The organism is Rhizobium sp. BK376 (assembly GCF_004341625.1).
Lineage (GTDB): Bacteria > Pseudomonadota > Alphaproteobacteria > Rhizobiales > Rhizobiaceae > Rhizobium.
In genome coordinates, this window is record NZ_SLZG01000004.1 from 300,207 (window position 1) to 324,276 (window position 24,070).

Sequence of the window (24,070 nt, forward strand, 5' to 3'; positions counted from 1 at the left end):
ACCTGCGTTAACCTTCCTGCATTAAGGATGGTCCCAGAAACGGTCATTTTTAGACTTTCTTAACCGACGCGATGATTTCCTCCTGCAACGCTGGCATGATGGGCAGCGATTTTGGCTGCCCGCCTTTATTTCACGTGAATCCGGCGTTGCGAGGGTTCGATGGCTTTGGCTGAGATGCACACATCCGACGTGACGATCGAGGATCACGCTCATCCGCTGATCGTCCATGTCGTCCGGCAATTCCTGCCAAACAAGGGCGGCCTGGAAGACGTCGTTGCCAATCTTTGCCGCCAATTGCTGACCCGCGGCTATCGCGTGCGCGTGGTGACCTGCAACTCGCTCTTTTCCAATCCGGAACTGGAGCTTCCCGCCAGCGAAACCATCGACGGCATCGAGGTCGTTCGGATTCCCTGGTCCGGCAGCAGCCGCTATCCCCTTGCGCCGCAGGTCTTCAAGCATCTGGCCGACGCGGACCTCGTCCATGTCCATGCCGTCGATTTCTTCTTCGATGCGCTCGCCTGGGGCAAGCTGCTCCACGGCCGGCCGATGGTCGCGACCACCCACGGCGGCTTCTTCCACACGCCGAAATACGCGTCAATCAAGAAGGTGTGGTTCAGGACGCTGACGAGAATATCCGCCTCAGCCTACGAGCGGCTGATCTGCTGCAGCCAATCCGACGAACGATTGTTTTCCGGCATTGCCGTAAGCCGCACGCGGCTGATCGAGAACGGCGCGGATGTGTCCAAATTCGCCAACTGCGCAGCACTCGAAGCCCGCCGGCGCATCGTCACGATCGGCCGTTTCTCGGTAAACAAGCGGCTTGAACGCCTGCTCGACGTCATGCGAGTGCTGGCCGACCGCCATCCGGACTGGCATCTCGACATAATAGGCGCTGTCTCCGATCTGGATCAGCCGACGCTGGAACGGGAGATCGCCGAACGCAATCTCGGCCGCCATGTCTCGCTGCACGTCGCGATCGACAATTGTGCCATCCGCAACACGATCGCCCGCGCCTCGCTCTTCGCCTCCGCTTCGGACTATGAAGGCTTCGGCCTCGTGGCCATCGAGGCAATGAGCGCCGGCCTGCTGCCGGTCCTCAATCCGAACGAAGCCTTCAAGGCGCTCTCCGAGCGGCATCCGCACCTCATGCTGGCGGATTTTTCAGAGCCTCAGACGGCGGCTCAGGCATTGGAGATCGCTTTCGAGCGCCTGCAGATAGATGGTCTCGCGGTTCGCGAACAACTCACCAGAGGCGCTGCGGAATATGCCTGGGACCGTGTCGCGCAGCGCTATATCGACCTCTATGAGGAAGCGCTCAGCTCCACCAAGGCGAAGCCTCAGCCCTTGCGCCACCGCGGCCAGGTCGCATAGCCTTCTATGATGCCGGTCAGCCAGGCACGCTTGTACTGCGCGGCCGCCTTGTCGCTGCGGAGCGCCGCGATCAGCCAACTGCCGAAGGGCCGCGCCAGCCGATAGAGGAAATAGGGGAAGGGAAAGCGCTGCTTGCGCATCAGTGCCCCGAAGCCCCGGCCATACTTGCGGGCTCGCTCGATCTGCTTCGGTCCCATCTCGCTCGTCACCTGATCGTGGTGGACGATGAGACTGGGAAAATACATCAGCGACAATCCGCCGGCGATGGCTCTCAGCAGAAAGTCGGCCTCCTCACCGCTCTGAAACGGCGATGACGCGCCGACGCCCAGATCCTCGTCGAAACCGCCGATCACGCCGAGCGCCGCATGGCGCACGAAGATGCTGTTGGAATTGCCGCACTTCAGATAGTTCCGGCGGGTGATCGCGAGCTTCTCGTCACCGGTGGGGCTGACAGAGGACCGACCTGCTGCATCGAGCGTCCGGCCGGTGATGATAGACAACGCGGAATTTGCCGCAAAAAGCCGGTTCGCGACTTCGAGCGTATCGGGCTCGTACCAGCAATCGTCGTCGGGAAAGCAGATATAGGTGCCGGTCGCAATCGCCATCCCGTTGTTGCGCGCGCGCGAAATACCCCGCTCGGACCGGATATGGCGAATGGTGAAGAAGGGCGAATGGCCCTCCACCAGACCGACGAGACGGTCGTCCAGGTTCTGGTCGACAAGGATCACTTCGAAATCGGCGTATCGCTGGACCTTCAGCGACGCGAACAGCCTCTCGAGCTGATCAGACCGATCAACCGTACAAACGATCAGGCTGAACAACGGATACTCTCCGCGGCAAAGGTTCCGGCAGATAATGTCAGGCGAAACATGGGGCTCTGGGGCAGTAAAACAACAATTCGCTAAAGAGTAGGAGGTAAACATTAAGGTATCTGAAATAGCGGCCGCGCTATTCAAAGATCATCTCGTTTAAAAACGATTGAAGAGTGCGGAGACGATCGCCTTCATGACGAAGAGCATCATGGCAAATTCGGCATTGAACGCGGCGGCGGGCCTGACCCTGCTTGCCACCGGCTTTGCCTGCTCGATCATCGCGGCCCGCCTGCTTGGCCCGCAGGCCAACGGCGTCATCGCTTTCTCCCTTTGGCTGGTGACGACAGGCTCGCTGGTTGCGGAACTCGGTACCGGCATCACACTGCTGAGGCTGCTGCCGCAGCTGAAGGTGCAGGGATATTCGGCCGAAGAACGGCGCGGCTTTGCCGCCTACCTCATGCAGCCGACGATCGTTTCGACCCTGATCCTGCTGGTCGGCTATACGCTTTTCCAACTGGCTGCCGAAAATCAGCATTGGGCAACCGACGAACCGTCCGTCATCGTCGTGACCGGTGTGCTGTTCCTGACGCAGTCGCTCGGCGCCTATACCAAGAACTACCTGATCGGCGAGCAGCAGCTCACCGGCTTCTTCCGCCTGACGATATGGAGCTCGGTGCTGCAGCTGGCAACTGTCCTGATCGGCGCGATATTCTTCGGCATCGGCGGTGCTCTGGCGGGCTATGTGGCGGGCGCGCTTCCGATGTTCTTCTACACGCTGAGGGTCGCCGCCGCCCGCAAGAATGCCTGCGGCATCGGCCTTGGCTATCTCGTAAATTCCTCGCTGATCCTGTCCGTCGAGTTCATCAACAGCTCGGTCTTCCTCAACCGCATCGAACTGGTCTTTCTCCAGAAATACTGGGGCATCGAGGCCGTCGGCTTCTATGCGGTCGGCCTGTCGGTTGCCAATCTGGCGCTGCAGCTTCCCGTGCAGCTCAGCGGCAGCCTGCTGCCCTACTATTCGGAGAAGATCCATTCGCAGGGATCGGCCAAGCTCCCGATCAGCGTTTTCGACGGCGTGGTGCGCAGCATCTCCTATATCACCCTGCCGATGAGCTTCGGCCTTGCCGCCATCGCGCCGGCCCTGGTCGTCGCCGTCTTCGGCAAGCCGTTCGAGCCGAGCGGCAACATGGTCGCCCTGCTGGCGCTGACCGCGACGCCTTACGTCTTCATGCAGATCTGCACGCAATATTTCTATTCCATGGATCGCATGAGGGAGCGCACGATCATCGGCATCGTCGCCAGCGTCGTCATGGTGCTCGGCTGCTTGGCTGCCGTTCCCTCGTGGGGCGGGGAGGGCGCTGCACTGGTGCGTCTCGTCGCCTTCACCGTCATGTGCGTGCTCATGGTTCGCCGCATGGAATTCGAAGGGTCCATGCAGGCGATGTTCATGACGATCGTCAAGGTAACTGCTGCCTCTGTTCTATGCGCCGTGGTCGCCTACGGCTTCATCCATGCGATGCCGACCATGCCCGGTCTGGTCATCGCTATCGCTGCAGGCGCTCTGATCTACTTCCTGGTACTTCGGCTGCTGAACGCCGTTCCCCAGGACGATATCGAGATCCTGCAGCAAATCGCCGCGCGTCTGCCCCGTCGCGCACATCCCTTTGCCAATCATGCGCTGGCGCTTCTTGCGCCGAGGAGAGCTTGAGGAGAAAGTCATGGCTGCTCGGGAAGCCATCAAGAATCACTACGAAACCGTGGAGGAAGGCCCTGTGGAAACACTCTCTTTCTCCGGCGCAGCTATGCCGGTCACCTTTTCCGGCACTGTCGGCCTGTTCACGCCGGCCGTAAAACCGACCGCCCCCGTGGCTGTCCTCTTCCTCAGCCCATGGGGCTTTGAAGAAATGTGCATGCGCAAATTCTGGCGCATCCTGGCAGAGGACCTATCAGCGGCGGGAATTGCAAGCCTTCGCTTCGACTATGCCGGAACCGGCGATGCGCTGGATGTTTCCGAGGACAAAGGCCTCTCCATATGGAGTGAAACGGCCCTGGCTGCGGCAGCAACGCTGAAGTCCCTCGCCGGCTGCGAACGTGTGATCCTTGTCAGTCAAGGCCTCGGCAGCGCCATCGCGCTTGACATTGCCGAGCGCCTCCATGCGGTCGAAGGCATCGCTTTTCTTGCACCGACCATCTCCGGCCGTTTCTATCTGCGCGAACTCTCCGTCTGGTCGAAGATGATCGACGAGAGCATGGGCCTCAGCGAAGGCCAGAGGGAGCAGAGCGACGGCATATGGGTTGCCGGCCTGAAGATGCCGGAGCAGATCGCTGCCGATATCCGCAAGCTCAACCTGGCAAGCCTATCAAAATTTCCGGCACCAGCGGGTCTGGTTCTGACCCGCCCCGGCCGCCCCAACGATGCGGAATTTGCCACTCGCCTGAAAGACCTTGGCGGCCGCATCGAACAGGGGGTCTACGACGGCTACGACGAACTCGTTTCCAATCCGACCATCGCCACCATGCCGCTCGACGCCGGTCAGCGAGTAGCGAATTGGGTGCGTTTGGTAGCCGCGGCCCTCCCGGCAAAGACGTCCCGGAAGGCGACCCGCCCTGCCCGCGCGGAGCCATTGGTCGGCGACGATTTCCGCGAGACGCCGCTTCGCCTCGGCGATGGCGACCGCATGTTCGGCATTCTTTGCGAACCGACGGGCGTGCGCACCGGCGCGACCGCGATCCTGCTCACGACAGCCTATGACCGTCACGCCGGCTGGGGCCGGACGACGGTTGCCATGGCGCGCAACCTTGCCCGCAGCGGCATTCCCTCGCTGCGCTTCGATACGGCAAACGTGGCAGACAGCCCGCCGCAGCCGGGCGCGCCGGAGCAGGTTCTCTACTCCGAGGCACAATATCGCGATGTGGCGGATGCCTTTAACCTCATCGAAGCGCGCAAGCTCTTGCCCGCCTTCGTGGTGGGGCGATGCAGCGGCGGCTATCTGGGCTTCCAGGCGGCGGTCCGTGACCAGCGCTGCAGTGGTCTCATTACCGTCAACCCCTACGCCTTCCATTGGGATCAGAACAACTCGGTGGATGAAGCGCTGCGCTTCGTGCCGCGATCACTCGAAACCTATGGCCAGAAGTTCCTGCAGGTCGAGACGCTGAAGCGCCTCCTCAATGGCTCGGTCGATACCGGCAGCGCTGTGCGCAATATCCTGACATCGCTATTGCGCCGTGTTGCGCAGCTGCGGCAGCCCTTGCTCGACAAGTTTTCCTTCCTGTCGCGCGAGCACGCCACCGTCCTGAAGGGCTTCAATGTCCTGAAAAATCGGGGTGTCGAGGTATCGCTGATCTATAGCGCTCAGGATATCGGGCTCGAGCATTTCAGCCTGCATTTCGGCCGCACCGGCCAGGGGCTTCAGAAATACGGCAATGCCCGGCTGACGGTCATTCCGGACGCGGATCACAATCTGACGCCTGCTCCGGCACGCGCCATTTATGTCAGGGAAATCCAGACGATGGCGCTACGGCTCGGCGCACGTCGGGGATCCGCGCAGGCGGCAACCGGCACGGCGGCTCAGGTCAAATCTCAAAAATACGTCGGCTACCAAGCGCCCTGACCTGACCAGTCGGCGCCGCATCGAGCGGCGTGTCTATCCTGGCAAAGAGCCTCACCCGGCGAAGAGCGCCGGGTGCAAGATGAAACCAGTCGTCCTCGGCGCGATAGCCCGGCAGGTCCATATGCACCGCTTGGGCAAACCGGTCGGTCTGCAGATCCAGAAACCAGTCGCTCTCGACCTGAACGGCCTTTGCCGCAATCTCGGCAACATGGAATGCCTTCGCCCTGCCGAGCGGAAAGTGAAACGCCTCGGCGACGAGGGCGCCGGTCGCGCGAGAATGCAGCCTTGCGACCGTGACGTCATGCGAGGGCGGACCGAAGCGGAAGGCATAGGTCGTGTCGAAGAAGGCGCCGAAAAGATCGGTGCAGGCGATATTCTCCTTGGCTCTGGCGCCGATCGACAATTCTCGGCGTCCGCTGACCACGGTTTGCTGTCCGTCGCGCAGGCAGGCAACACTCAGATCGAGATCCAGCGCGCTGCCCAATTCGTTGATGACGTGAATGTCGAGGCCATTCGTGCCCTCATCCGTCAACAGCACCTGCACCGGCCGGAAGGCACGTCGTAGACCGTACCAGACGGGCTTGGGCTCGCCGGTTGAATCAATCACGCCCCAGCCGGGACCCGGCAGCAGATCCTGCAGCGTCCAGACGAGTGCGCCATTGCAGCCCGAGCCGGCCCGCCGCCATTCCGCATAGGTCGCCTCGGCAACTTCACCAGTAACGGCGCGTGAGAGGTCGAGATAAAGCTCAGGGTCCTCCCGGCGAAGTATGCCGGGCTCAAATCCGTAAAGCGCATTCAGATAGTGATCGCGAACGTCCTCGAAATCCCAGGACGCGCTTCGATCCCGGGGAACGCGGGATTTCCATTGCGGGCTATGCACTGCGGGAACAGCGAGATAGCGCTCCAGCACACGCGTCTGCGGCACATGCGCGAAGGCGAGGCTCTCGGCGGCAAAGCGGACATCGGCGCGGCGGGCGTCGTCGAGCGGCCGCATATAGGCGCCGACCCCATAATAGTGCGTCACGCCGGCGTCAGGCGAAAAGGGCATCGCCCCCCCGGACGGGGAATTCACCAAATAGGGCACATCTGGACGCACCTCGGCGACGACGGCGGGAATGACCTCCTCGGTGATCGGGCTTGCCCAGTAGCGCTCGGGCAATCCGAACATGGCGGCCTGCTGGTACATTTCGCTGCCGCCGCATAGAACCGCCAGCGAGGGCGACAGGCGCGTGTCGAGAAGCAGCTGCCTGACTTCGGCCTCGACATGCCCGAGGAGCGTCTTGTCGTTCTTCGGATAGTCGAAATTGGCAAGCATGCAGTCCTGCCAGACCAGAATGCCGAGCTCATCGCAAAGGCGGAAAAAGTCCGGCGTCTCATAGGCCATGGTTCCGCCGATGCGGATCATGTTCATGTCGGCCGCCGCCGCCGAAGCGATCCAGGGCGCGTAGATTTCGCGGCTTCCGCCGAGCCGGACAATGTCCTCCGTCGTCCAGACGGCGCCGCGGCAGAAAATCCTGATACCGTTGACGATCAATGCAAAATCGCTGCCGTCGGTCCCACGATCCACTTCGATGCGGCGGAAGCCGGTTCTACCGAGATCGTGGCTCACGCCATCGATCGCGATGGACACCTCATGGAGGCGCGGCGTGCCATGCGTATGCGGCCACCACGCCTCGACATCGGCAATCCTCAGCGTCGCAACATAGTGCCCGCCGCCGTTCTGGACAAAAGTCTGCTCGAAATCGCCGCAGCGAAGCACAGCTTCCGCAATTTCACCCTCGACGAACATCGAGGCATAGAGCCGCCCTTCGCCATCGCCCGAGAGATCCGGCCTGAGTGAAAGATCGCGGATAACGACCGGTCCCGGGCGCAGGATCGAGATCGGTCGCCAGGGGCCGGCAGGCTGAATTTCCGGACACCAGCCGGGCATGTGGCCGAGCAATGTCGTGCGGACGTTCCGCAGGCCCTGCGGCGTGATCATTTGCGGTCGCCAGCGCGCCCGTGGTCCGGGCTCCGCCAATCGCGGCTCCAGCGCGCGGAAGCAGAGCGCCAGCTCGTCGCCACCCTGCAGGGTCACAGGGACATCATAGGTCTCGAACATGCTCTCCGACGAAAGGATCATGTCGCCGTTGAGAAAGACGTCGCAGAGCGTTGCCAATCCCTTGAACCGCAGCACGACATCTCCCGGCTGTTCGTCGAACAGCCGACACAGATACCAGGCATCCCTGGTATTCAGCGGATAGGGATGTTCCCGGTCGAACCGACCGGCCACTTCCAGCGCCTGGGCGACGGTTCCGGGAACGGGTGCGGGGATGAACTGCGAAGACATCGGCACGTCGGAGGGCAGCGCGCAAACGCCTTCCTCCGTCAGCACCAGATTCCACCCCTCGCTGAGCGGCCTTTCGTCAGCGCCAATCCCAGCCAAACGCCCCTGCATCTCGATGTCCCCGGCTCAGACTCGCTTTTCGAGTAACCCCATCATCGCATCCCACGCATCGGCCGCCGGATCAAGAGCCGTCTGCAGCGGATCGAACTTCTTGCGGGTCACGGCGCGCGCCAGCTGGAATTGGACGGATTTCGCCACTTCGGAAATCCGCCGTGCCTGCTCCGCCGCATCGCCGAACTCGCGCGACAGCCAGTCGAGATGGGTGCCGGCAAGCTCGAAATTGGCGCCGAGCTGGCGAAGCGTGTTGAAGGCATATTTATGGAAGAAGCCGAAGGGCCGTTCCGCAACTGCCTCGACCTGGCCCGGAAAGACGGCAGCGAAGGCGCGGATCGGATTGGCGGCAGGACGGCGAGCAAAATGGAAGGCGAGCAGCCGGCGCGCGGTCTCGCGGATATCGTCTTCGCTTGGGCTTGCATCCGGAAACTTCGCAAATTCCGTATAGGGCAGGAACGGCAGATCTTCCGCGGTCAGATGCAGCTGGAACAGGCCGTCGAAATCCTCGCCCGAGAGATGGAAGAAACCGCCATTGTGGAAATAGTCGAGCTCGCGCTTTTCCATGTCCAGCCGGTTGATGGCGACCGTCGTCTTGCCGTGCTCGCGGCGATAGCCGACGCCCTGCGTATCGGGCATGAAATAGGAATCCATCTCGACGAGGCAGAGCCGGCCGCGACCGATCTGTTCGGCGACATGCCGCTCGATGCGATCGTAAATGGCAAGCTCGGTGCAGCGGATACCGTAAAGCGCTTCGAGATCTTCCAGGGACACCTTGAAGAAGGTGAACTGATCGCCTTCGAAATCCTGCCCCATCGTGAAGCCGAGCATGGCTTCCGGCGGCAGCTTCAGGCTGTTCAGCACCTCGATCCAAAGATCGATATAGCAATTGGTTTCCGGCCACATGCGCTCGCTGTCGTGCAGCGCATGTGGCGAATAGGCGTCGGGCGCAAGCCCTGCAAAGACGGAAGCCATCGGCAGATCAGCCCCAGAGCGCCTTGCGGACGCTCTTCGGCCATGCCTTCACGTCGAGGCCGTGATGATGGAACAGCGCCAAGGCAATGCGCTCGAGGCCGAAGCCGACGCAGGCCGTATGGGCGACGCTGCCGTCTTCGAGGTTCAGGCCCCACTTCAGGCCGAAACTGTCCTGATGGTAGTTGAAGCTCATGCAGGCGGTCGGCTTGGCGGTCGAGGTGATCGGGATCAGGAGCTCGAACTTCAGGTTCTGGTCGCGCTGGTTGTTGACCAACATTTTGCCGGCGCGACCGAAGAACGGGTCGTTCGCGACATCGATTTCGACTTCAAGGCCGACCGACTTCATCATCTCGACGCCGCGATCCATCCAGCTTTGGCGGAATTCGGTGACATGCTGCTCGGTGCCCATGCAGACATATTCGCGCATGCGGAACAGCTGCTGGCGAGCCGGATCCTTGGACGGCTCATGGCGGAAGCAATAGGACTGCAGGTCGTAGAGACCACCGCCCGCCGGCAGCTTGCCGCGCTTGGCAACTGTCGGATAGAGCGGATAGCAGGCGGCCGGCGTCAGCACGATTTCGGTCGCTTCCTGGCCCTTCGTCCAGTCGTCGCCGACTTCCATGCATTTCAGCAGGCTCATATGATCCATTTCACTGCCGCAGAAGCTGTGCACCGTGCCGGCGAGCTGCGGAAAGCTCTTCATGTAGCCGCTCTTCTCGAAGATCTCGCGGTTCATACCCGGGGGAAAGCGAATGGCTTCCGCGCCGTCGGCGCCGCCGAACTTGTCGATCAGCCGCTCGAAGGCAACGATGACATCTTCGAACTGGCCGCTGCGGCCATAGAGACCGTCAACACCCGTGTCGATGAGAAGACCGGATTCGAAGAGGCGGTCGAGAAACGAATTCTGCATATCCATGGCGATTATCCCAGAAGGCTAGTGTCTTGCTTATGGACGAGCAGCATGGTCGACGTGTTGCCGAGAATGCGGTCGTTCGAGATCATCAGTTGAGCGGAATGTGCGTCGCGCAGGTGGCGACCGAGGCTGTAGGGTGTACCGTTCTTGTAGCCCATAATGCCGCAGATCAGCATGGCGTGGTTGATGATCGGCAGGATCATCTCCGACGATGCGATCTTGACGTTGTTCATGGCGACGGCAAAGGCCATCGAAGACAGCCGGTCGGCATCCGCCTTGGCTTCCTCATAGACCTTCAGGCCGGCCACGACATTCGACTTGACCATCTGCAGCAGGCTGGAGACCTCAGCCAGGCGCAACGCACCGGGCGGCTGCTGGCCGGGCGACTTGCGGGCCGCGGCCCGAACGAAAGCCTGGGCGCGGGCAACGGCGTCGGCCGCGATCCCGTACCATACGCCGCTCCAAAGCAGGTGCGAGCTGGCCAGCATCGACTGTGCCGCGATCTCGGCAAAGGGTTTTGGTAGGATCTGTTCGGCCGGCGCTTCGCCTTTGAACAGGAAGCCGTCGGAACAGGTGCCGCGCATGCCGAGCGTGTTCCACTCGACGGTGCGATCGATCGTGTACTGGTCCTTCAGGAAAACGGTCAGAACCTGGTCGGACGATGCCGCGTCAGCATGGGCGCGCGAAGTGATCAGGATGGCATCGGCGTGTGCGCCGTAGGAGATGACGGTCGCGTCCTTTTCCAGGAAGCAGCGGCCGTCCTCGACGCGGATGGCGCAGATGCTGTTGCGCAGATTGCCGCCGATGCCGCCTTCCGTCGTGGAGGAGGCAAGCAGCAGCTGGTCGCGGGCAACGCGGCGCATGAATTCGCGATGCCAGTCGCTCGCCGCGCCATGTTCGACAAGGCTCGTCAGCTTGATGTGATGCATGGCAAAGACCATGGCGCTTGCTGCGCAGGCCTGGCCGAGGATCGAGCAGAGCTCGGCGATCTCGGTGATCGAGGTTCCCTCGCCGCCCAATTCCGATGCGATCTGGATCGACAGGAGCCTTTCCGCGCGCATGGCGTCGACCGCCTCGCGCGGAAACCGACCGTCGGCATCGACGGCGTCAGCATGTTTGGCCGCGATCGCTGCGACGCGCGCGGCACGGGTCGACAAGTCGTCCCTGGACGACCCGTTGTCCTCGGCCATCGTCATCGCGACGCTCATCAGGCGACCTTTCTGGAATTCAGGATCAGGTCCACCGTTTTTTCGATGGCAGCGATGCTGGCAAAGGATTTGCGGTTCAGCAGATTGTCCGGAAACTCGATGTCGAAGGCTTCCTCGATGCCGAGCATCAGCTGGACGGACGCAAAGGAGGAAAGTCCGGTTGCATAAAGATCCGCATCGTCAGCGATCTGGTCGACCGCGACAGGCAGGCCGCCAAACTTTACCAACAGTTCGCGAATGGTCTCATTCATCCCGTCATCCTCCGACAATCCAAGGCAGGAAATCTCACAAAGGGCGTAACAGCCCGCCATATTCTGAGTTGTCTTTTAGCGACGAAAACAGAAAATTCCGCTAAATGTCTTAGTTAAATATGGATAAGAGATTCAGGGCTAATTTTAGCAATGCGTACCATGAGGAAGCATTAGAACTTTCAATAATATACTGAAAGAGCTTTGTTTTTAGAATATGCGCCGAGGCTTTTGCAAGCTGCGCGGCAGAAGGGGAGACCACCCCATTCGCGGCCCGGTCGAAAAAATATAAGCAGAGCTTAGTTTTATTCCGGAGCGACCTAAAGCCATAGGTTGTCTAAGGAAAGCGCTCGTCGATTATTCGTGCGGGGGATAGATATGCTCAGCGCCGCGATAATCGGAAACGGAATAGCAGCCTTCGGCAACCTCGCGGACGGCGCTCTCGCCGATGACGGCCTTGCCGTGGCCGCCAGGGATATCGAGGATATAGGTGGGCTGGCACAGACCGGAGATGCGGCCGCGCAAGCTTGCGACGAGTGCCTGGCCCTCCGCAATCGTCAGGCGGAAATGGCTGGTTCCCGGTGCGAGATCTGGATGATGCAGGTAATAGGGCTTGATCCGCGCCTCGACGAAGGCCCGCATCAGTGCTGCCAGCACATCGACATCGTCATTGACGCCCTTGAGCAATACCGACTGGCTGAGCATGACGATGCCGGCATCCACCAATCTGCCGCAGGCGGAGCGTGCCTCGTCGGTCAGCTCGCGCGGATGATTGGCATGCAGCGCCACATAGACCGACTTGCCGCTCGCCTTCAAAGCCGCGATCAGCGCGGTATCGATCTTCTGCGGATCAACGACCGGCACGCGCGTGTGGAAACGGACGATCTTCACATGATCGATCGCAGCCAGCCTTAGCATGATCTCTTCGAGCCGCCGCGGCGACAGGATCAGCGGATCGCCGCCGGTGAGGATGACTTCCCATATTTCGGAGTGAGCGCGGATATAGTCGAGCGCGCCGTCCAATGCATCCGCATCGAGCGTGCCCAGCCCCTGCGGCCCGACCATCTCGCGGCGAAAGCAAAACCGACAATAGACCGGGCAGACATGGACGGCCTTGAGCAAGACGCGATCGGGGTAGCGATGCACAATCCCCTCGACCGGACTATGCGCATGATCGCCGATCGGATCGGCCCGCTCTTCCGGCGCCAAAACGAGTTCGGCAGCGTCGGGCACGAATTGCCGGGCGATTGGGTCTTCCGGATCGGCCCGATCGATCAGTTTTGAAACCGTGGGCGTCAGCGCAACCGCGTAGCGCGATGCGACGGCCTCCAGTGCGGCAACGTCGCGCCCCTCGAGCAGGCCGGCCTTGTCAAGATCGTCGACGGATTTGATCGGACGGATGACGTTCACGAACCATACTCCGCAACGGGCGCCCACAGCACCTGGTCGATCCGGGAGGCGCCTGTCGCCAGTATGACAAGCCGATCGAAACCGAGCGCGATACCGCTGGCCTCGGGCATGATCTCAAGCGCGTTCAGGAAATCCTCGTCGATCGGATAGGTCTCGCCGTAGATTCGCGCCTTCTCCGCCATCTCGATCTCGAACCGCCGGCGCTGCTCGGCGGGATTGGTGAGCTCGCCGAAACCATTGGCAAGCTCGACCCCGCAGGCATAGAGCTCGAAGCGCTCAGCCACGCGCGGATCGCGCGCCGAGGGACGGGCAAGCGCCGCCTCGGATACCGGATATTCATCGAGGATCGTCGCCTTCCCGAAGCCGAGATTGGGCTCGATCTTTTCCACCAGCGCACGGCTGAAGAGATCGGCCCAATGATCGTCCTCCGCAACGCGCAGGCCCGCGCGTTTAATTTCCGAGGCGAGATGCGGGCGGTCCGTCGAGCCATCCGCGGCAACCGATGAAAGCAGGTCGATGCCGGCATAGCGATCGAAAGCCTCGGCGACACTGATCCGGTCGATACCTGAAAACGGATCGACGACGTGGCCGCGATAGGTCAGCACCTTCGCCTTCATCGTTTCCGCAGCTAGGGCCAGGATGCGCATGCAATCCATCATCAGGCTCTCGTAGCTCTCGCCGGCGCGATACCATTCGAGCATGGTGAACTCCGGATGGTGCAGCGGCCCGCGCTCGCGATTGCGATAGACATGGGCAAAGCAGGCGATGCGCTGCTCGCCGGCGGCCAGCAGCTTCTTACAGGCAAATTCCGGCGATGTGTGCAGATAGAAGGGTGCGGCCTGTCCATCCGTCGTCAGAGCCTCGGTCGCAAAAGCATGCAGATGCGCCTCGTTGCCGGGGGAGACCTGCAGCGTCGCCGTATCCACCTCGATGAAGTCCTCGCGCGCGTAATAACCACGCAGCGCTGCTTGGATCGCATTGCGCCCGATGAGGAAGGGGCGCCGATCCGCATGGACAGATGGGGTCCACCAGGGTGAGGCGCCTGCGCTCGTTGCCTTCATTGCAAGCTTTCTTCGAGGGATCGGCCGGGATGGGGGTGGCTATTTCCCCGATTTTAGGTTAGTTGCGCCCCCAAGAAAACATCACAGACGTCTTGAGGAATATTTTCGACTGTCCTCTACGACGCAAGAAGCAGAGTTACAAGGAAGTCTTATGGTCAAGGTCATCGCCTCTTCCGTCCGCAAGGGCAACGTTCTCGACGTGGACGGCAAGCTCTACGTCGTTCTTACCGCCGCAAACTTCCATCCCGGCAAGGGCACTCCGGTGACACAGGTCGACATGCGCCGCATCGTCGATGGCGTGAAGGTTTCCGAGCGCTGGCGCACGACAGAGCAAGTCGAGCGCGCCTTCGTCGAAGACGTCAGCTTCCAGTACCTCTATGAAGACGGCGAAGGCTTCCACTTCATGAACCCGGCCACCTACGATCAGGTCGTCGTCGACGTGGAAACCATGGGCGACCAGAAGGCCTACCTGCAGGAAGGCATGTCCTGCATCCTTTCGATCCACGAAGGCATCCCGCTGGCGCTCGAACTGCCGCGCCATGTGACGCTCGAGATCATGGAGACCGAGCCGGTCGTGAAGGGTCAGACGGCATCGTCTTCGTACAAGCCGGCGATCCTGTCGAACGGCGTCCGCACCATGGTTCCGCCGCACGTCAGCGCCGGTGTCCGCGTCGTCATCGCAACGGAAGACAATTCCTACGTCGAGCGCGCCAAGGACTGAGTTCGGTCCCAGCCGATAAAATCAAAACGCCTCGGATGTTGCCATCCGGGGCGTTTTCTTTTGCAATCTCTGACAGGCGTTTCTGTCGATCGCTATCGCCGCGGCATCTTCGCACCGCCAATGGCGACGGGCTCGTGGAAACTTCTTCTCCTCGCCGCCGCAGTGGGCGTAATCGCGGCCGAGGGCCTGCTGCGAGCGGCAGCGCCCACAACCGGTGGCACCAGCGCCTGCAGATGCAGGACCCGCGGGGACAGCACTTCCAGATAGGCTTCGGACCGGCCGATATAGACCATGGTCGTATCCTTCAGGTCAGCCAGTCCCTTAACCAGCCTTTCCTGGATATCGGGCTCCAGCCCTTCCAGCGTTTCGTCCAGCACGATCCAGCTCGGTTTTGCAAGCATGGCATGGGCGAAGCCAACGGCTTTCTGCTCGTCGGTATCCAGCATCCGATCCCACCGCGCCTTGGTATCGAGCTTTCCCTTCAATCGTCCGAGGCCCACCTTATCAAGTGCTGCTTCGAGCTCCTCATCCTTATAGAGGGTGGCGTCTTCGGGGAAGGACAGGGCTTCTCTCAAGGTGCTGCCCGCCACATAGGCCGTATGCGGAATGAACAGCATCTTCTCCATGGGCGGCAGGTCGATCTCGCCCTTGCCGCAATGCCATTCCCCTGCAAGCGACTGGAACAGCAGCTTGCGGTTCACGCCGTGATCACCGTTGACCATGACGCGCTCGCCCGCCGCAATGGTGACTGTGCCTTCCCGGATGCGGAAGCCGTTTTCCACGAGATCGTCTGTTGTCTTCGTGGAAATCTCCAGATCCTTGAGCGTCAGCGAATTGTCCGACGACTGCTGGATGGCGATCGTGTTCGGCATATTGGCATTGCCCTGATCCATATCGAGCACGGCCTGCCGGAAATCCGTGACACGCATCAGCGTCGCCCGCCATTCTGCGATCGGACCGAAGTTTGCGACATACCAGCGCAATGCCGTATTGACCTGGTTGAAGGCGCCGACGGCAACCATCAGCTGGCCGAGCGTAAGGCCGCCGGAGAAATAGGCGGGTGCAGCCACCAGGATCGGGATGACGAGAACCATCCAGCCATAGCTCGCCGAAACCCAGGTCAGGTTCGTGTTGGCAATCGCCAACTGGCGGATGATCGCTAGGACCGCGGAAATATCGACATTGATGCGCCGGCGCTCGTTTTCCTCACCGCCTGCGATCGTGATCGCCGACATGTGCTCGCTGGCATGCATCAGCGAAAAACGAAGCTCGGCCTCTTTGGAATAGCGTTCGGCATTGAGCCTCACCAGCTTGCGGCCGACGACCTGGCTCAGGAAGGAGGCCGAAGCGGCGTAGAGGATTGCCGCCCAGACCATGTAGCCCGGGATGGAGAAGCTGCTCTTGCCGAAATGGAAGATGAAACCGGAAGAGAGCTGCCAGAGGACGCCGATGAAGCTGATGAGGAGAATGGTGGACTGCACCAGCCCGATCGCCAGGCTCGTCGAGCTTTCGGCGAGATTGCGCGCATCTTCATGCAGCCGCTGGTCGGGGTTGACACCGATCAGCCCGGACGAACTCAAACGCAGCGCGCGCTTCTTCTGGAGCCACTGGTCGACGAGGTCGCGGGCAAGGCCCTCGCGCATGTAGAGCGCGGCCATCAGGTTGAACCAGGCTTGAATGACGTTGAGAACCAGCAGCGAGCCGGCAATTATGCCGAAAACACCGAGCTGGTGGAAGAATGCCGGCAGGTCACGCCGGGCGAGGGAATCGTAGAACGGGGCATTCCACTCGTTTAGCATGACCTGAACGTAGGCAGTGATGAAAATGACGGCAAACAGGGCAACGACGATCAGTATAAGCTTGACCCGCACACTGGAACTCCAGAAGGCGGAAAACATCATCCTCAGTCGATCGAGGGTGCTCAACTCATATCCGACGCGATCATCCCCCTGGATACTTGGCTTGGCTTGGGTATCAACGGCCATCAACACTTCCCTGCAATACTCATCCCCTCAGATAGTCATGGCCGTCACGCATGTCCATCCATGCGACACAGGAACGCTCGTAGCGCCAGCGATCCAGCCCTTGACCGCCTCCTCCTTCATCAAATGTGCGCCTCAAACCTTTAGGAAGTCTTCCAAACCGGTTCAGGACACAGGCCGGCACTTTCGCCGGTCTTTGGCTTCATCCGTTCCAGGTCAAGGTCGCCCCCCGACTTTGGCCCAAAGCCTTCCTCGAATACGCGAAGGGTATTTTACCGATCGCGAACCAACAACACCTGCTACTATAACCGAAAAGCTCGGCGATGGGAGACTTTCTCTCCCCTCAAAAATGCTTACTCCCGTAAGGGAAAGCACTAGCCTCTTTCTCCAGCCGACCGGGAAACAGGTTACATGAGCCAGCGAATCCCCTGTTGATTCGTGGCCCAGTCGGCGTTATCTATTGTTTTCCGTGGTGATTTGGCCGGCCGGCTTGCAGCCACGTTAAAAAATTCGCTAAAGGGCCGCGCGTGCGGACCGGTAGCGATTCTTGATCGCCGCCGGTTTTTTATTTTGTCGAGTGTTGCACAATGCCCATAAAGATCCCCGATACGCTGCCCGCTTTCGAAACGCTCCAGAACGAGGGCGTCAGGGTAATGACTGAAACGGTGGCGTTCCGTCAGGACATTCGCCCGTTGCAGATCGGGCTGCTCAATCTCATGCCGAACAAGATCAAGACCGAGGTACAGATGGCGCGCCTCGTCGGCGCCTCGCCGCTGCAGGTCGAGCTGTCGCTGATCCGTGTCGGCGCCCACAAGGCAAAGAATACCTCGGAAGAACACCTGCTCGCCTTTTACCAGACCTGGGAAGAGGTGAAGCACCGCAAATTCGACGGCTTCATCATCACCGGCGCACCGATCGAGCTGCTGGACTATGAAGACGTGACCTATTGGAACGAGATGCAACAGATTTTCGAATGGACCGAGACCAACGTCCATTCGACCATGAACGTCTGCTGGGGCGCGATGGCGGCGATCTACCATTTCCACAAGGTGCCGAAATATACGCTGAAGGAAAAGGCCTTCGGGGTCTACCGCCACCAGAACCTGAAGCCGTCCTCCGTCTATCTCAACGGCTTTTCCGATGATTTCGCCGTTCCGGTCTCGCGCTGGACAGAAGTTCGCCGCACCGATATCGAGAAGGTGCCCGGCCTTCAGATCCTGATGGAGTCGCCTGAAATGGGCGTTTGTCTCGTCCAGGAGCAGGCCTGCAACCGGCTCTACATGTTCAACCATGTCGAATATGACTCGACCTCGCTGGCCGACGAATATTTCCGCGACGTCAATGCCGGCGTGCCGATCAAGATGCCGCACAACTATTTTCCGCACAACGATCCCGAGATCGCCCCGCAGAACCGCTGGCGCAGCCATGCCCACCTGCTCTTCGGCAACTGGATCAACGAGATCTACCAGACGACCTCTTACGATATCGAGAAAATCGGCAACGACCGGTCCTGATGCTATCAGGCGACCCCAGGGGTAGCGCAAACAGGCGCTACTCCTCGAAAGGCGAATTCATCAGAAAATCGACAACCGATGACGGCCTGCGGTAACCGGTCACGAACTTTTCGCCGAAATCACGGGCGAAATTGTCATAGGTCGTCTCCGGCTTCGTCTCGATAATGCAGCAGAAGCAGTCGGTGATCCGCTTCTTCATCTGCAGTCTCGGAAATGCGTCGAGGATTGCCGTCATCGTGGATGCAGGGATTTCATCGAACGCCCGTCCGCCGAAATCCAATCCTATTCCAGCCGTGCAGAGCGCAACTTCCGTCTCCTTGAACAGACCGATCGACGGTGTGGAATTGAGCGCTACGCTGTCCCAGATCAGTTGGGCTCGTCTTTCGTCGAAGCCGCGTTCGCGAACGAAGGTCCTGGCGACGTCGGCACCCTCGATCTCGAAGCGCCTCGGCCCGGTCACGCTGTCGGTCAGGCCGATATCATGCAGCAATGTCCCGACGGCAACCACTTCCGCATCGTGGTCGACCTCCCGCAATTGTCCGAGTTGTGCCGCAAACAGCCACGAGCGGACCGCGTGATTGAAAAGATAGGGTGCGGAAATCGTCTGGGCATAATCCATGGCCTGCGCGACCAGGGGCGTATCGGGCACGACAACTCCGGCGAGGACTTTTGTCAGCACGGTATTCATCACAACCCCTCCAAGGCAACGCTTGCTGTTGGATTTAAGAATAATCGCCGACAGCGTCACTCCGATTGCACATTACCGGCGCAGTTTGCTCGTTCCGGGCAAGGCCGTATTCTGACGACGAGACAATTGCGAAAAACGGCAAATAGAGGCAGGGTCCGAACACGAATTCAGCCAGGAATGGAACACGACCATGACGGAAAACACTTTGGAACGGGAAGTCTTCGGGAAAACTGCGCAGGGAGAAACCGTCTATCGCGTCAAGATATCGGGCGGCGGTCTGACGGCGCATATCATCACCTGGGGCGCCGTCATTCAGGACCTGCGCCTGGACGGTCACGACGCGCCGCTCCTCCTCGGCTTCGACAATTTCGACGACTATCCGGCCCACTCGGCCTATTTCAGCGCGACGCCGGGCCGTTGCGCCAATCGTATTGCCGAAGGTCGCTTCACGCTTGACGGGCACACTTATCAGCTCGACCTCAACGAAAACGGCGTTACCCACCTACACGGCGGCCACGACAACACCGCCAAGCGGAACTGGACCGTCGTCGAGCATGCCGCCGACCGCGTCGTCCTCAAGATCGTTGATGCCGACGGCCGCGGCGGCTATCCCGGCAATTGCACCATCCAGGCAACCTATTGGGTTCACGGCAACGGCGAATTCTCCATCACCTACGAAAGCACGACGGATAAGCCGACGCTCGCCAATCTCTGCCAGCACGCCTATTTCAACCTCGACGGCCGCGACGATGCGCTGGACCACGACATCATGATTGCCGCCGATCACTATCTGCCGACCGACGAGAGGCAGATCCCCACCGGCGATATCCCCTCAGTCGCAGGCACGCCCTTCGACTTCCGCGAAATGTCGCCGATGAAGCAGCGCTTCCAGGACGGCGAACAGGTCCTTTACGACCACAATTTCTGCTTCTCCGAGGAGCGCACCGCCAAGCGCTCGGTTATTCTGGCGCGCAGCAACAATTCCGGCGTCTCGCTGGAAGTGCGCACGACAGAGCCGGGCGTGCAATTCTATGCCGGCTTCAAGCTGAACGTTCCGGTACCGGGCCATGGCGGCCGCAGGATCGGGCCTTTTGCCGGCTTCTGCCTGGAAACCCAGATCTGGCCCGACGCCATCAATCGCGAAGGCTTCCCCAATGCCGTCCTGCGCCCCGGCGAAGTGCTGCGGCAGGAGACGGACTACATCTTCAGCAAGAACTGATCCCCAAAAGTCACGAAATACTCCGGCCGGATGCCCAGCGTCCGGCCGTTTCGTTTTCCGCTGTCATCAAAAATTCGCTTGCGAATTGGTTCTAAATAGGTTCCATTCTTAATCCATGGATAGAACCAGTTTGATAGCGGAGCTGAACAGCCGCGGCTTGCGAGATGAGACCATGACCGGTCCGCTCTACAAGCGGCTGGCGATGGCGCTGACGGGTCTCATCCAGGAAGGCCTCTTGAAGCCGGGCGCCTCCCTGCCGGGTGAACGGGATATGGCCGAAGCGCTGCAGCTTGGCCGCGTCACCGTTCGGACCGCCTATCGCGATCTGATGTCGTCAGGCGCGCTAGAAAGCCGCCACGGCAGCGGCACCTTCGTGTCGCAGAAGGTCGAACGCTTCGAACAACCACTCTGGCGGCTTTCGTCCTTTTCGGCCGACATGCGCTCCCGCGGGCGCTCGCCGGCCGCAAAGATCCTGTCGCGCACGATCGGCAAGCCGGCGCCGGAGGAAATCTTCCTTCTCGGCATCGGCATCGACGAACCGGTTCTGCGTCTCGACCGTCTGCGCCTGGCCGACGGCCTGCCGCTCGCCATTGAAAGAGCCGTCATTCCGGTCAAATTTCTCGGTGAGGATGCGGCAGGCGAAGGTTCGCTCTATGATACGCTGAGCGAGAAAGGTTTCCGCCCCGTTCGCGCCCAGCAGAGGCTGACCGCGGTGACGCTCGATCCGTCGTCCGCCGCCATTCTGGATGTTCAGCCGGGCGCGCCGGCGCTGCTCATCGAACGCGTATCCCGCCTGGAAGACCAGCGCGTCGTTGAATACACCCGCTCGCATTATCGCGGCGATGCTTATGATTTCGTTGCAGAATTGAGAATTGGAGAAGACCTATGACCCAGTCCCTGATGCTGAAGGAAGCCGGCCAATCGCCCGAAGTGGTCGCAACCCTCCTGGAGAAGGAAAGGCCGGCTTTCGCCGAGATTGCCAGACTGTTTTCCTCCGCCAGACCGTCGGTCGTCACGACCGCGGCCCGCGGTTCCTCCGACCATGCCGCCACCTTTTTCAAATATCTCTTCGAAATCTCCTGCGGCGTTCCCGTCGCATCCGTCGGGCCGTCGATCGCCTCGGTTTATGGTTCGCAATTGCACCTGAAGGGCGGTATCCACTTCACCGTCTCGCAGTCCGGCGGCAGCCCTGACATCATCGCGCTGCAGGCCGCTGCCAAGCGCGGCGGCGCAACGACCATCGCGGTCGTCAACGTGACCGACAGCCCGCTCGCAAGGGAAGCCGACATTGTGCTCGACATGAATGCCGGGCCTGAAAAGAGCGTTGCCGCCACGAAATCCTTCATCGCTTCGGTCGCCGCTCTTTCCGGCGTGACGGCTGCGATTTCGGGCTCGAAGGAATTGAGCGACGGTCTTGCACGACTGCCCCAGGCGCTCGCCGGCACGGCCAGCATCGATGGCGCGGCCGCCGAAGAGGTGCTCTTCAACGCAAGCTCGCTCTACACCGGTGGCCGCGGACCTGCGTTCGCAATCGCGCTCGAATCCGCTCTCAAGGCCAAGGAGACCTCCGGGCTGCACGCCGAAGCCTTCTCGTTGGCGGAACTGATGCATGGCCCGATGCGCCTCGTGCAGCCGGGCTTCCCCATCATCGCCTTTGCGCCCGACGACGCCGCCTTCGCGCACAATGCCCAGGCCCTGGAGCGACTGAAGGGCCTTGGCGCCACGACGGTCTCCTTCTCCAGCACCCCGCTTCCCGGCATCAACCTTTCGATGCCGTCGACCGGCAACGGCCTCATCGATCCGCTGGTATCCCTGCTCTGCTACTACCGCCTCATCGAACAGGTCACGCGCCGCAAGGGCTTCGATCCGGATAAGCCGGCTAATCTTCTGAAAGTCACGGAGACCATGTGATGCAATACAAGGTCTTTAGCGGCGCTCGCATTTTCGACGGCGAGCGCTTCCATGAGGACAGCGTTCTTGTGACGGCAAACGGACGGGTGCAGGCGATCACCGCGCCCGGCAATGCGCCGGAAGGGGCTGAGATCGTGGCGCTCGCAGGCGGCGTGCTTTCGCCGGGCTTCATCGACGCCCAGGTCAACGGCGGCGGCGGTCGCATGCTGAACGACGAGCCGTCGGCCGAATCCATGTATATCATCGCCGACGGCCATCGGCGCTACGGCACGACCGCCCTGCTGCCGACGCTGATCACCGATGTCGCAGCCGCAACGACGGCGGCAATCGAGGGTGCCATCGAAGCCGTCAAGGCCGATCGCGGCGTAGTCGGCCTGCATCTCGAAGGACCGCATCTGTCGCCAGCGCGCAAGGGCGCCCATCTTGCCGAACTGATGCGCCCGGTGGAAGACAGCGACGTCAAGGCCTTCATTCGCGCCCGGGAGGCGATCGGCACGGTGATGGTCACCATGGCGGCAGAGCAGGTAACACCACGCCAGGTACAGGCATTGAGCGAAGCCGGCGTCATCATCAGCATCGGCCATTCGGATTGCACAGCCGACGAGGCCGATGCCCGCTTCGATGCCGGCGCCCGCGGCGTCACGCATCTCTTCAACGCCATGAGCCAGCTCGGGCATCGCACCCCCGGGCTCGTCGGCGCGGCGATCGACCATCCCCAGACCTGGTGCGGCATTATCGCTGACGGCCATCACGTCGATCCGCGCGCATTGCGCACCGCCCTGCGCGGCAAGCGCGGCGAAGGCCGGCTGTTCTTCGTCACCGACGCCATGTCACTGGTCGGCTCCGACAAGGACAGTTTTACGCTGAACGGTCGAACCGTCTATCGCAAGGCCGGAGGATTCTGCTCCAAGGTCGTGCTCGCCGATGGCACGCTTGCCGGCTCCGATGTCGACATGGCGTCCACTATTCGCTACGGCGTCAGCATCCTTGAATTGCCGCTCGCCGAAGCGCTGCGCATGGCGACGTCCTACCCTGCCCGCTTCCTGCAATTGAAGGATCGCGGCCATCTGTCCTCAGGCGCAAGGGCCGACCTTGTCCATCTGAACGATGCGATCGAGGTAACGGCGACATGGATGGCCGGCGAAGCCTCCGCCTGATCCCAGCCCGAGCCGTTCGAAACCAGGAGATGACGGAATGACCGCAATCACCGATGCCTATTTCGCCAATCTCGTAGACCGGCTGGGTGTACTTCGCGAGACATTGGCCGAGCCGATGGCAAAGGCGGCTGCCGCGATCTGCGACGCTGCCCGTGCCGACCGGCGCGTTTACGTCTTCGGCACCGGCCATTCGCATATGCTGGCCGAGGAAGTACACTACCGGGCGGGCGGCCTTGCCTTCACCATCCCCGTTCTGGTGGGGTCGGCAATGCTGCACGAGGGCGCCGTCATAAGCTCCGTCTACGAGCGGACCGAAGGATTGGTGCGCCCGGTGCTGGAGCGATACGGCATGCAGCCGGGCGACGTGCTGATCATCGCCTCCAATTCCGGCGTCAACGCCGCGCCGATCGAGGCGGCGGACTATGGTCGCGAAATCGGCGCCAAGGTCATCGGCATCACCTCGGTTGCCTATTCGAGCGCCATCGCCAACGGCCGGCGCAGGCTCGCCGACATTGCCGACATCGTCTTCGACAACGGGCTTCCACCCGGCGATGCCGTGATCGATTTGCCGGGAAGCGATCTGAAGGTCGGGCCGGTCTCGACCGCAATCGGCGTGACCGTGCTCAACGCCGTCTTCGCCGAAGTTGCAGCCCAGCTTTCCAGCGACGGAAACCCGCCGATCTACCTCAGCGCCAACATGCCCGGCGCCAAGGAAATCAATCAGGCGCTGGTCAAAAAGTACCGTCCGCGCAACCCGCATCTTTGAGAGTTGCTCTGATATTGAAAAGGCCGGCTCAAAGCCGGCCTCGTCCAAATCAAGCTTGCGACGTTC

At 61.1% G+C, this 24,070-nt stretch carries 20 protein-coding genes and 1 riboswitch; of the genes, 10 read left to right on the forward strand and 10 right to left on the reverse strand.

Annotated features, from left to right (window positions below):
- Positions 1 to 159: 159 nt before the first annotated feature.
- Entirely contained in the window at positions 160 to 1,371 is a 1,212-nt protein-coding gene (locus tag EV561_RS13560) for a glycosyltransferase family 4 protein (protein WP_245512660.1), read from the forward strand.
- Here the strand turns inward: EV561_RS13560 and EV561_RS13565 are convergent.
- Complete coding sequence (locus EV561_RS13565) at positions 1,338 to 2,192, reverse strand: glycosyltransferase (RefSeq protein WP_132522250.1); 855 nt, start codon at positions 2,190 to 2,192, stop codon at positions 1,338 to 1,340. The genes EV561_RS13560 and EV561_RS13565 overlap by 34 nt on opposite strands.
- A gap of 184 nt (positions 2,193 to 2,376) precedes the next feature.
- Between EV561_RS13565 and EV561_RS13570 the strand changes: the two genes are divergently transcribed.
- Together EV561_RS13570 and EV561_RS13575 are read left to right on the forward strand one after the other, a co-directional pair.
- Complete coding sequence (locus tag EV561_RS13570; RefSeq protein WP_132522252.1) at positions 2,377 to 3,891, forward strand: polysaccharide biosynthesis C-terminal domain-containing protein; 1,515 nt, start codon at positions 2,377 to 2,379, stop codon at positions 3,889 to 3,891.
- Between the two features lie 10 nt (positions 3,892 to 3,901).
- Positions 3,902 to 5,794, forward strand: coding sequence for an alpha/beta fold hydrolase (locus EV561_RS13575; protein WP_207910529.1), 1,893 nt, complete (start codon positions 3,902 to 3,904; stop codon positions 5,792 to 5,794).
- On the opposite strand, the gene EV561_RS13580 is transcribed toward EV561_RS13575, so the two are convergent.
- The 7 genes from EV561_RS13580 to epmA form a co-directional block, all read right to left on the reverse strand.
- The gene (locus EV561_RS13580) at positions 5,757 to 8,231 is read right to left on the reverse strand and encodes a glycoside hydrolase family 2 protein (RefSeq protein ID WP_132522254.1); all 2,475 of its coding nucleotides are present in this window, start codon (positions 8,229 to 8,231) and stop codon (positions 5,757 to 5,759) included. The genes EV561_RS13575 and EV561_RS13580 overlap by 38 nt on opposite strands.
- A gap of 15 nt (positions 8,232 to 8,246) precedes the next feature.
- On the reverse strand, positions 8,247 to 9,206 hold the full coding sequence (locus EV561_RS13585) for a DUF1839 family protein (protein ID WP_132522256.1): 960 nt from the start codon (positions 9,204 to 9,206) through the stop codon (positions 8,247 to 8,249).
- A gap of 7 nt (positions 9,207 to 9,213) precedes the next feature.
- On the reverse strand, positions 9,214 to 10,122 hold the full coding sequence (locus EV561_RS13590; protein ID WP_132522258.1) for an amino acid--[acyl-carrier-protein] ligase: 909 nt from the start codon (positions 10,120 to 10,122) through the stop codon (positions 9,214 to 9,216).
- Positions 10,123 to 10,127: 5 nt separating this feature from the next.
- Positions 10,128 to 11,327, reverse strand: coding sequence for an acyl-CoA dehydrogenase family protein (locus tag EV561_RS13595; protein WP_132522260.1), 1,200 nt, complete (start codon positions 11,325 to 11,327; stop codon positions 10,128 to 10,130).
- On the reverse strand, positions 11,327 to 11,578 hold the full coding sequence (locus tag EV561_RS13600) for an acyl carrier protein (protein ID WP_132522262.1): 252 nt from the start codon (positions 11,576 to 11,578) through the stop codon (positions 11,327 to 11,329). Before EV561_RS13600 ends, EV561_RS13595 begins: the two co-directional genes overlap by 1 nt.
- A gap of 354 nt (positions 11,579 to 11,932) precedes the next feature.
- Complete coding sequence (locus EV561_RS13605) at positions 11,933 to 12,985, reverse strand: lysine-2,3-aminomutase-like protein (protein WP_132522263.1); 1,053 nt, start codon at positions 12,983 to 12,985, stop codon at positions 11,933 to 11,935.
- Complete coding sequence (epmA, locus tag EV561_RS13610; protein ID WP_132522265.1) at positions 12,982 to 14,046, reverse strand: EF-P lysine aminoacylase EpmA; 1,065 nt, start codon at positions 14,044 to 14,046, stop codon at positions 12,982 to 12,984. The genes EV561_RS13605 and epmA overlap by 4 nt, the downstream gene beginning before the upstream one ends.
- A 151-nt stretch (positions 14,047 to 14,197) precedes the next feature.
- On the opposite strand from epmA, the gene efp reads away from it, so the two are divergent.
- On the forward strand, positions 14,198 to 14,767 hold the full coding sequence (efp, locus tag EV561_RS13615; protein ID WP_132522267.1) for an elongation factor P: 570 nt from the start codon (positions 14,198 to 14,200) through the stop codon (positions 14,765 to 14,767).
- Positions 14,768 to 14,859: 92 nt separating this feature from the next.
- Here efp and EV561_RS13620 read toward each other — a convergent pair whose 3' ends face one another.
- The gene (locus EV561_RS13620) at positions 14,860 to 16,752 is read right to left on the reverse strand and encodes an ABC transporter ATP-binding protein/permease (protein ID WP_132522269.1); all 1,893 of its coding nucleotides are present in this window, start codon (positions 16,750 to 16,752) and stop codon (positions 14,860 to 14,862) included.
- Between the two features lie 456 nt (positions 16,753 to 17,208).
- A riboswitch (SAM riboswitch) is annotated at positions 17,209 to 17,286 on the forward strand.
- 50 nt (positions 17,287 to 17,336) lie between these two features.
- Between EV561_RS13620 and metA the strand changes: the two genes are divergently transcribed.
- Positions 17,337 to 18,263 carry a homoserine O-succinyltransferase gene (gene metA / locus EV561_RS13625; RefSeq protein WP_132522271.1) on the forward strand — a complete coding sequence of 309 codons (927 nt, stop codon included), beginning with the start codon at positions 17,337 to 17,339 and terminating at the stop codon, positions 18,261 to 18,263.
- A 37-nt stretch (positions 18,264 to 18,300) separates the two neighbouring features.
- Here metA and EV561_RS13630 read toward each other — a convergent pair whose 3' ends face one another.
- Positions 18,301 to 18,951, reverse strand: coding sequence for an HD domain-containing protein (locus EV561_RS13630; protein WP_132522273.1), 651 nt, complete (start codon positions 18,949 to 18,951; stop codon positions 18,301 to 18,303).
- Between the two features lie 190 nt (positions 18,952 to 19,141).
- Here EV561_RS13630 and EV561_RS13635 point away from each other — a divergent pair, with 190 nt between their 5' ends.
- The 5 genes from EV561_RS13635 to EV561_RS13655 all read left to right on the forward strand — a co-directional run bounded on the left by EV561_RS13635 (position 19,142) and on the right by EV561_RS13655 (position 24,004).
- Positions 19,142 to 20,170 carry an aldose epimerase family protein gene (locus tag EV561_RS13635; RefSeq protein WP_132522275.1) on the forward strand — a complete coding sequence of 343 codons (1,029 nt, stop codon included), beginning with the start codon at positions 19,142 to 19,144 and terminating at the stop codon, positions 20,168 to 20,170.
- 115 nt (positions 20,171 to 20,285) lie between these two features.
- Positions 20,286 to 21,059 carry a GntR family transcriptional regulator gene (locus EV561_RS13640; RefSeq protein WP_132522277.1) on the forward strand — a complete coding sequence of 258 codons (774 nt, stop codon included), beginning with the start codon at positions 20,286 to 20,288 and terminating at the stop codon, positions 21,057 to 21,059.
- Positions 21,056 to 22,081, forward strand: a complete 1,026-nt coding sequence (locus tag EV561_RS13645) for an SIS domain-containing protein (protein WP_132522279.1) — start codon at positions 21,056 to 21,058, stop codon at positions 22,079 to 22,081. The genes EV561_RS13640 and EV561_RS13645 overlap by 4 nt, the downstream gene beginning before the upstream one ends.
- On the forward strand, positions 22,081 to 23,238 hold the full coding sequence (nagA, locus tag EV561_RS13650) for an N-acetylglucosamine-6-phosphate deacetylase (RefSeq protein WP_132522281.1): 1,158 nt from the start codon (positions 22,081 to 22,083) through the stop codon (positions 23,236 to 23,238). The genes EV561_RS13645 and nagA overlap by 1 nt, the downstream gene beginning before the upstream one ends.
- A 37-nt stretch (positions 23,239 to 23,275) precedes the next feature.
- The gene (locus EV561_RS13655; RefSeq protein ID WP_132522283.1) at positions 23,276 to 24,004 is read left to right on the forward strand and encodes an SIS domain-containing protein; all 729 of its coding nucleotides are present in this window, start codon (positions 23,276 to 23,278) and stop codon (positions 24,002 to 24,004) included.
- The last annotated feature ends 66 nt before the right edge of the window (positions 24,005 to 24,070 follow it).

Excerpts from the sequence above, each read along its gene's own strand:
- EV561_RS13560 (WP_245512660.1), top strand. The coding sequence starts at position 160 with ATGGCTTTGGCTGAGATGCACACATCCGACGTGACGATCGAGGATCAC.
- EV561_RS13570 (WP_132522252.1), top strand. The coding sequence starts at position 2,377 with ATGACGAAGAGCATCATGGCAAATTCGGCATTGAACGCGGCGGCGGGC.
- EV561_RS13575 (WP_207910529.1), top strand. The coding sequence starts at position 3,902 with ATGGCTGCTCGGGAAGCCATCAAGAATCACTACGAAACCGTGGAGGAA.
- EV561_RS13580 (WP_132522254.1), bottom strand. The coding sequence starts at position 8,231 with ATGCAGGGGCGTTTGGCTGGGATTGGCGCTGACGAAAGGCCGCTCAGC.
- EV561_RS13585 (WP_132522256.1), bottom strand. The coding sequence starts at position 9,206 with ATGGCTTCCGTCTTTGCAGGGCTTGCGCCCGACGCCTATTCGCCACAT.
- EV561_RS13590 (WP_132522258.1), bottom strand. The coding sequence starts at position 10,122 with ATGGATATGCAGAATTCGTTTCTCGACCGCCTCTTCGAATCCGGTCTT.
- EV561_RS13595 (WP_132522260.1), bottom strand. The coding sequence starts at position 11,327 with ATGAGCGTCGCGATGACGATGGCCGAGGACAACGGGTCGTCCAGGGAC.
- EV561_RS13600 (WP_132522262.1), bottom strand. The coding sequence starts at position 11,578 with ATGAATGAGACCATTCGCGAACTGTTGGTAAAGTTTGGCGGCCTGCCT.
- epmA (WP_132522265.1), bottom strand. The coding sequence starts at position 14,046 with ATGAAGGCAACGAGCGCAGGCGCCTCACCCTGGTGGACCCCATCTGTC.
- efp (WP_132522267.1), top strand. The coding sequence starts at position 14,198 with ATGGTCAAGGTCATCGCCTCTTCCGTCCGCAAGGGCAACGTTCTCGAC.
- EV561_RS13620 (WP_132522269.1), bottom strand. The coding sequence starts at position 16,752 with ATGGCCGTTGATACCCAAGCCAAGCCAAGTATCCAGGGGGATGATCGC.
- metA (WP_132522271.1), top strand. The coding sequence starts at position 17,337 with ATGCCCATAAAGATCCCCGATACGCTGCCCGCTTTCGAAACGCTCCAG.
- EV561_RS13630 (WP_132522273.1), bottom strand. The coding sequence starts at position 18,951 with ATGAATACCGTGCTGACAAAAGTCCTCGCCGGAGTTGTCGTGCCCGAT.
- EV561_RS13635 (WP_132522275.1), top strand. The coding sequence starts at position 19,142 with ATGACGGAAAACACTTTGGAACGGGAAGTCTTCGGGAAAACTGCGCAG.
- EV561_RS13640 (WP_132522277.1), top strand. The coding sequence starts at position 20,286 with ATGGATAGAACCAGTTTGATAGCGGAGCTGAACAGCCGCGGCTTGCGA.
- EV561_RS13645 (WP_132522279.1), top strand. The coding sequence starts at position 21,056 with ATGACCCAGTCCCTGATGCTGAAGGAAGCCGGCCAATCGCCCGAAGTG.
- nagA (WP_132522281.1), top strand. The coding sequence starts at position 22,081 with ATGCAATACAAGGTCTTTAGCGGCGCTCGCATTTTCGACGGCGAGCGC.
- EV561_RS13655 (WP_132522283.1), top strand. The coding sequence starts at position 23,276 with ATGACCGCAATCACCGATGCCTATTTCGCCAATCTCGTAGACCGGCTG.